Origin of the sequence: Streptomyces sp. E2N166, assembly GCF_003671715.1 — a bacterium.
In the GTDB taxonomy this organism is placed as follows: Bacteria; Actinomycetota; Actinomycetes; order Streptomycetales; family Streptomycetaceae; genus Streptomyces; species Streptomyces thinghirensis.
On record NZ_RAIF01000012.1, the window covers coordinates 560,928 to 567,860 of the forward strand.

At 72.3% G+C, this 6,933-nt stretch carries 5 protein-coding genes and 2 pseudogenes; 2 read left to right on the forward strand and 5 right to left on the reverse strand.

The genetic code is table 11. The features are described 5' to 3' along the window. From EBH09_RS10255 to EBH09_RS10265, 3 genes and pseudogenes are all read right to left on the reverse strand, one after another. A pseudogene (locus EBH09_RS10255) lies at positions 1-196 on the reverse strand (rRNA methyltransferase); the annotation flags it as partial. Between the two features lie 86 nt (positions 197-282). Beyond that, positions 283-1,407 carry a serine hydrolase domain-containing protein gene (locus EBH09_RS10260; RefSeq protein ID WP_238697259.1) on the reverse strand — a complete coding sequence of 375 codons (1,125 nt, stop codon included), beginning with the start codon at positions 1,405-1,407 and terminating at the stop codon, positions 283-285. 2 nt (positions 1,408-1,409) lie between these two features. Next, the gene (locus tag EBH09_RS10265; protein WP_121746702.1) at positions 1,410-2,747 is read right to left on the reverse strand and encodes a multidrug effflux MFS transporter; all 1,338 of its coding nucleotides are present in this window, start codon (positions 2,745-2,747) and stop codon (positions 1,410-1,412) included. A 105-nt stretch (positions 2,748-2,852) separates the two neighbouring features. On the opposite strand from EBH09_RS10265, the gene EBH09_RS10270 reads away from it, so the two are divergent. Further along, positions 2,853-3,869, forward strand: coding sequence for a Gfo/Idh/MocA family oxidoreductase (locus tag EBH09_RS10270; protein WP_193776222.1), 1,017 nt, complete (start codon positions 2,853-2,855; stop codon positions 3,867-3,869). Here the strand turns inward: EBH09_RS10270 and EBH09_RS10275 are convergent. Beyond that, the gene (locus EBH09_RS10275; RefSeq protein ID WP_121746704.1) at positions 3,856-5,508 is read right to left on the reverse strand and encodes an alkaline phosphatase D family protein; all 1,653 of its coding nucleotides are present in this window, start codon (positions 5,506-5,508) and stop codon (positions 3,856-3,858) included. The genes EBH09_RS10270 and EBH09_RS10275 overlap by 14 nt on opposite strands. Before the next feature lie 132 nt (positions 5,509-5,640). On the opposite strand from EBH09_RS10275, the gene EBH09_RS10280 reads away from it, so the two are divergent. Continuing rightward, positions 5,641-6,456, forward strand: coding sequence for an SDR family oxidoreductase (locus tag EBH09_RS10280; RefSeq protein ID WP_121746705.1), 816 nt, complete (start codon positions 5,641-5,643; stop codon positions 6,454-6,456). Positions 6,457-6,718: 262 nt separating this feature from the next. On the opposite strand, the pseudogene EBH09_RS10285 reads toward EBH09_RS10280, so the two are convergent. Next, positions 6,719-6,933 (reverse strand): annotated as a pseudogene (locus EBH09_RS10285) (nuclear transport factor 2 family protein); the annotation flags it as partial.

Below are 6,933 nucleotides of genomic sequence, written 5' to 3' on the forward strand. Positions count from 1 at the left end.
TCGCCGGCATGCGGTACGCGGCGTAGGCGACGACGTCCGCGCGGTCCCGCAGGATCGGGGCGTCGGTCGGGGTGGCCCCGCGATAGTTGGCGATCAGCCGCTCAACGGCCTGCGCGGCCTGCCGGGGCGGAAGCCCGTCGACCAGGTCGGCGAGGGCGGCGCGCAGGGTGTCGGCGGGGGTGGCGGGGTCGTTCACCCGGCGATTCTACGGGGCGGGCCGAGTGCCGCCGTCGGTGCGCGTCACGCCATCCCGCAGGCATCCCGCCCGCACCCGCAGCCCGCTCAGATCTCTCGCACCGCCCGCGCCACCCGCGTCCCCAGCGCCGCCCGCGGCCCGTTGTCCGGGGCGCGGCGGCGCGGATGGACCGTATTGGCGAGGAGGACCGCGAACGTGTCCGTCCCCCGGTCGAGGACGAGCATCGTGCCCGTGAACCCGGTGTGCCCGGCCGCCCCCCGCCCCGCCAGCTCGCCCATGAACCACGGCTGGTCCAGGGCGAACCCGAGCCCCGGCTCGGTCAGGAGCAGTTCCACGAAATCGGGCCCGAGGATCCGCGCCGGCCCGTAAGAGCCGCCCGCCAGCAGCGCACGGCAGAAGACCGCGAGGTCCCGCCCCGTCGAGAAGAGTCCCGCGTGACCGGCCACCCCGCCCAGCGCCCACGCGTTCTCGTCGTGGACGACACCCCGCAGCATCCCCCGGTCCGCCTTCGCCCACGGCTGCCGCTGGTCCTCCGTCGCCGCCGCCCCCGGGCAGGGCCCGAAGTGGGTCGCCGTCATGCCCAGCGGCCGGGTGATCCCGTCGTGGACGAGGACGTCGAGGCCACGGCCGGTGATGCGTTCCAGGACCTGCTGGAGGAGCAGCATGTTCAGGTCCGAGTAGCAGTACGTGCCGGGCACCCCCACCGGCGGCTCCGCCCGCAGCCGTCGCAGTCGTTCCTCGTCGTCGGCGCAGTCGTACAGCGGGAGTTCGGGCCGCAGCCCGGAGGTGTGGGTGAGCAGCTGCCGCACCGTGACGCCGTGCGCGGCGGCGGCCCGGAAGTCCGGCAGGTACGCCCCGACCTTGGCGTCGATGCCGAGCGTGCCCCGTTCGATCTGCTGCACGGCGGCGACCGCCGTGAACACCTTCGTGAGGGACGCCAGGTCGAAGGGCGTGCCGACGGTCATCGGCACCCGGGAGCGGGCTGGCAGTTCCACGCCCGTGTCGGTGCGCGGATCATAGGACGCGTAGCGCACGGCCCAGCCCGCCGCCTCCTCGACGGCGAGCACGGGTCCGCGTCCGACGGCCACCACGGCGCCCGCCGCCCAGGGCCGCTCGCCGGTGGTGAGGTCGTGCACCTCTTCGACGACACGGCGGAGCTGCCCGGGGTCGAGTCCGGCCCGCTCCGGGGTGTCGCTGCGCAGTCTCGGCACGCTCAGCTGTCTTCTCCCTCGCCCGTCGTCCGTCCCGTGACAGGACGGCACATTCCCACCAGGAACGCGAGTGCCACCAGCGCCGACGCCAACTGGACCACGGCCATCGGCAGGGCGGTGTCCTCCCCCGCGATCCCGACGAGCGGGGAGGCGATGGCGCCGATGAGGAAGGAGGACGTGCCGAGCAGCGCGGAGGCGGAGCCGGCGGACTTCCTGACCCGCATCAGGGCGAGCGCCTGGGTGTTGGGCATGCTGATGCCCATCGCGGACATCAGCACGAACAGCGCGGCGGCGACCGGTACGAGGCCGACCTCGCCGAAGACGCCCAGGGTCATCAGCAGCAGGGCGGTCGCGGCGGCGATGACGATGAGGAGCCCGAGTCCCAGCACCCGGTCCAGCCGGGCCCGTCCGACCAGGACCTTGCCGTTGATCTGCCCCACGACGATCAGGCCGATCGAGTTGAGGCCGAACAGCAGGCTGAACGTCTGCGGGGAGGCGCCGTAGATCTCCTGGATGACGAACGGGGACGCCGAGACGTAGGCGAACAGCGAGGCGAAGGTGAAGCCGCCCGCGAGCATGTACCCGGTGAAGGCGCGGTCGGCGAGCAGCCCGCGCATCGCGCGCAGGGTGTCGCCGGCCCCGCCCGCGTGCCGCTCCTCCTCCGGGAGCGTCTCGGGCAGCTTGGCCCACACGACGACTCCCAGCACCACCCCGACCACGGTGAGCACGACGAACACACCCCGCCAGTCCGTCACCCGCAGGATCTGCCCGCCGATGAGCGGCGCGACGATCGGCGCGACCCCGGAGATCAGCATGAGTGTGGAGAAGAAGCGGGCCATGGCCACGCCGTCGTACAGGTCCCGGACGACGGCCCGGGCGATGACGATCGCGGCGGCGCCCGCGAGTCCCTGCGCCAGCCGGAAGGCGACGAGGAGTTGGATGGTGGGCGCGAACGCGCACAGGACGGTGGCGACGACGTAGACGGCGAGACCGGCCAGGAGCGGGCGGCGGCGGCCCCACCTGTCGCTCATCGGTCCGACCACGAGCTGGCCGAGCGCCATGCCGGCCAGGCACGCGGTGAGCGTGAGCTGGACGGTCGCGGCGGGCGCGTGGAGGGACCGGGTGACCTCCGGGAGCGCCGGGAGGTACATGTCCATCGCCAGCGGCGGCGTGGCGGTCAGGCCGCCGAGGATGAGTGTGACGAGCAGGCCGGTGCGGCGGGTGGCGCGCAGCGAGCGGGCGGCCGGTCCCGTTTCCGGTCCGGCCGCCTGCGCAGGCTTCGAGGTCTTCGGTGTGGTGTCCGGTGACGTGTGCGGTATGGACGGCCCGCGCTCGGGCATGTGCCCCTCCCTCTTCGACAGATCCGCCACCTATGCTCTCAGCTCGTACGGACTTGAACGAACAGACTCGAACAACCTGAGCGAGGGTGGGGCAGGGTGTCAGCGGTGACCGGGCAGAAGGTGCGCTGGGGGATTCTGGCGACCGGCGGGATGGCGGCGACGTTCACGGCGGATCTGGTCGATCTGCCGGACGCGGAGGTCGTGGCGGTGGCCTCACGGACGGAGGCGTCGGCGAAGGCGTTCGCGGAGCGGTTCGGGATACCGCGGGCGTACGGCGACTGGGAGACGCTGGCGCGGGACGAGGACGTCGACGTGGTGTACGTCGCCACGCCGCACTCGGCGCACCGGACGGCCGCCGGCCTGTGTCTCGAGGCGGGGCGGAACGTGCTGTGCGAGAAGCCGTTCACGCTGAACGCGCGCGAGGCGGCGGAGCTGGTCGCGCTCGCCCGGCAGGGCGGCCGCTTCCTGATGGAAGCGATGTGGATGTACTGCAACCCGCTGGTGCGGCGGCTGAAGTCACTGGTCGACGACGGCGCGATCGGCGAGGTCCGCAGCGTCCAGGCGGACTTCGGGCTGGCGGGTCCCTTCCCGCCCGCGCACCGTCTGCGCGACCCCGCGCAGGGCGGCGGCGCGCTGCTCGACCTGGGTGTGTACCCGGTGTCGTTCGCCCAGCTGCTGCTGGGTGAGCCCTCGGACATCGCGGCGCGAGCGGTGCTCTCCGACGAGGGCGTCGATCTCCAGACGGGTGCGCTGCTCTCCTACGAGAGCGGCGCTCTCGCTTCGGTGCACTGCTCCATCACCGGCGGTACGCCCAACTCCGCCTCGGTCACCGGTTCCGAGGGCCGCATCGACGTCCCGTACGGCTTCTTCTTCCCGGACCACTTCGTACTGCACCGGGACGGCCAGGACCCGCGGGAGTTCCGGGCCGACCCGGGCGACGGCCCCCGGGCCAGCCTCAAGCACGAGGCCCGGGAGGTGATGCGCGCCCTGCGCGCCGGTGAGACCGAGTCCCCGCTGGTCCCGCTCGACGGCACCCTGGCCGTGATGCGGACGCTCGACGCGATCCGGGACCGCGTCGGCGTCCGCTACCCCGGCGAGGAGCGTGCGGTCACGCCGGCTTGAGCCCCTGCTCCCCCACCTCCGTCACGAAGGACCCGGCGGTCGTCAGCGGCGCGCCCTGCGTGGTCACGTGGGACACCGTCTTGAAGTCGGCGCGCGCCGACTTCCGGCCGAGTGACACGGTCGCGTAGCCGCGCCGCCCGTTGAAGAACTTCAGGTGCGGGTTGGCGGCCATGAGGGTGTCCCAGTTGGACGGCTTATCCGAGCCGTCGCGCCCGCTGGTGACGGAGGTGGTGACGATCTCCGTGCCCACGGTCCGGGAGTCCGGGTCGGAGAAGTCGCGCTTGATGTCGAAGCCGTAGGAGACGTGCACGTCGCCGGTGAGGACCATGAGGTTCTCGATGCCGGCGGCCTGCGCGCCGGCCAGCACCCGCTCGCGGGAGGCCGGGTAGCCGTCCCAGGAGTCCATGGAGACCTTGGACGGCGTGGTGGTCATGTTGTACCGCTGCGAGAAGGTGACCTGCTGGGGCACCACGTTCCACAGGGCGTCCGACCGGTGCCAGCCGTTGATCAGCCAGCGTTCCTGGGCGTCGCCGGTCAGCGTGCGGCCCGGGTCCTCGGACTCGGGGCCGGGGAACTGCCAGCCGTCGCCGTAGGCCTGGTCGGAGCGGTACTGGCGGGTGTCGAGCACGTCGAACTGGGCCAGCCGGCCCCAGTGCAGGCGGCGGTAGAGCTTCAGGTCGGCGCCGTCGGGCAGCTGCGGGCGGCGCAGCGGCATGTTCTCCCAGTAGGCCCGGTAGGCGGCGGCCCGGCGGATGAGGAACTCCTCCGGCGGGACGCTGTTCTCCGGCGTCCCGTCGGCGTAGTTGTTCTCGGTCTCGTGGTCGTCCCAGGTGACGACGAACGGGTGCGCGGCGTGCGCGGCCCGCAGGTCGGGGTCCGACTTGTAGAGGGCGTACCGCAGGCGGTAGTCCTCCAGGGTCACCGTCTCGCGCTCGAACAGGGAGGGCAGGGTGCCGGCCGGGTAGGCGCGCCGGCCGGCGACGTCGTCGACGGCGTACTCGTAGAGGTAGTCGCCGAGGTGGAAGACGACGTCCACGTCCTCCTGGGCCAGGTGCTTGTACGCGGTGTAGTAGCCCTCGTCGTACTTCTGGCAGGAGACCACGCCGAAGGTGAGGTCCCCGACCCGGCTGCGCTGCGCGGGCGCGGTGCGGGTGCGCCCGGCCGGGCTGACCCAGCGGCCGACGCGGAAGCGGTAGTAGTAGACGTGGCCCGGAGCGAGGTGGTCGACCTCGACGTGCACGGTGTGGTGGAACTCGGGGTGGGCGGTGGCCTTGCCCCGTCTGACGACTCGGCGGAACCGTTCGTCGAGGGCGAGTTCCCAGCCCACGTCGACGCGTTTGGCGGGCAGGCCGCCGTCGGCCTGGTACGGGGCGGGTGCCAGGCGCGTCCACAGCAGGACGGAGTCGGACTGCGGGTCGCCGGAGGCGACGCCGAGCGTGAAGGGATCGTCGGTGAGCCGGGCCGCGTCGAGTTCGGCGGCGCTCGCGGTGCCGGCGGCCGGCAGGTTCACGGAGAAGGCGAGCGCGGCGGCGGCGCCGGTGACGGTCAGGAAGCGACGGCGGCCCAGGTGGCGGGCGGCGGCGCGGAGTTCGGGCGCGTGCGAGGGCCGGGACTGGGCCTGGTGGTTCGCGGGTGTCATCCGTTCCTCCCCATGCAGTGGTTGCATGAGGCATTCGAATGGCCGGGGACGACCCTGGCTTGGCGCGGACATGGCGATCCCATGTCGGACGGATGAGATCCGCATGATCCGCCACGCGTACGCTGCCGACTCATGAACACCGTGAGAACCGCCGACGAGGAACAGGCCGGCAAGGAAGAAGTCGGCAAGAAGGAGGCACGGCGCGTCGCCGTCGTCACGGGCGCCGGGTCCGGCATCGGCCGGGCGGTCGCCGTCGAACTACTGGCGGCCGGCTGGTCGGTGGCCCTCGCCGGCCGGCGCGTCGAGACGCTGGAGGAGACGGCCGCACAGGCCCCCGCGGGCAGTGCGACGGCACTCCCGGTCCGCACCGACGTGTCACATCCCGGGGACGTGACGGCGCTGTTCGACGCCGTACGCGACCGCTTCGGGCGGCTGGACCTGCTGTTCAACAACGCCGGGACGTTCGGCCCGGGCGGCGTGCCGGTCGAGGACCTGCCCTACGAGGCGTGGCGGCACGTGGTGGACACCAACCTGAACGGCGCGTTCCTGTGCGCGCAGGCGGCGTACCGGCGGATGAAGGAGCAGAGCCCGCAGGGCGGCCGGATCATCAACAACGGCTCGATCTCGGCCCACACGCCGCGCCCGCACTCGGTGGCGTACACGGCGACCAAGCACGCGCTGACGGGCCTGACCAAGTCACTGTCGCTGGACGGCCGCCCCTACGGCATCGCGGTCGGCCAGATCGACATCGGCAACGCGGCGACCGACATGACGGCCGGCATGCAGACCGGCGCGCTCCAGGCCAACGGGGAGACGGCACCCGAGCCCGTGATGGACGTCGCCGACGTGGCGCGCACGGTGCGGCACATGGCGGAGCTGCCGCTGGAGGCGAACGTGCAGTTCGCGACGGTCATGGCGACGGCGATGCCGTATGTGGGACGCGGCTGAGTCCACCGTGTCGTTTCACACGATCGGAATATAAGAGTCCGCGGTATTGCAGCCGTTGGCGGACATGTGCTCAACTCTCCTTCACGAGAGCTTCACACTTGGAGCGTTGGCCTTCCGCACCGCTCAGGGCGATCCGCAGGCCATACCGAGGGGGGAGGCGGCAGCCGTCCCGCCGCACCGGCTGGGGGTGGGCCCCCGCGTGGGACCGCGGGCTACACACCGGTGGGCGGAACGGCTGCCGCGCAGATCACGCGAGTACGCGCTACGCCTGCCCGGTCTCGAACCGCGCGATCCGGCCCTCCTCGTTCACCGTGAAGTCCCACCGCGTACGCATCTCACCCCAGGTGTCGTTGCTGTAGCGGGCGAGGAGGGCGCGGCCCCCGTTCGACTCGTTGTCGACCTCCATGTGCCCGTGGGAGGAGAAGATCTCCTGTTCGACCCACTGGGTGAGGTCCCGGTCGTTCCCGTCGTCGGCCA

Excerpts from the sequence above, each read along its gene's own strand:
- EBH09_RS10265 (WP_121746702.1), bottom strand. The coding sequence starts at position 2,747 with ATGCCCGAGCGCGGGCCGTCCATACCGCACACGTCACCGGACACCACA.
- EBH09_RS10275 (WP_121746704.1), bottom strand. The coding sequence starts at position 5,508 with ATGACACCCGCGAACCACCAGGCCCAGTCCCGGCCCTCGCACGCGCCC.
- EBH09_RS10280 (WP_121746705.1), top strand. The coding sequence starts at position 5,641 with ATGAACACCGTGAGAACCGCCGACGAGGAACAGGCCGGCAAGGAAGAA.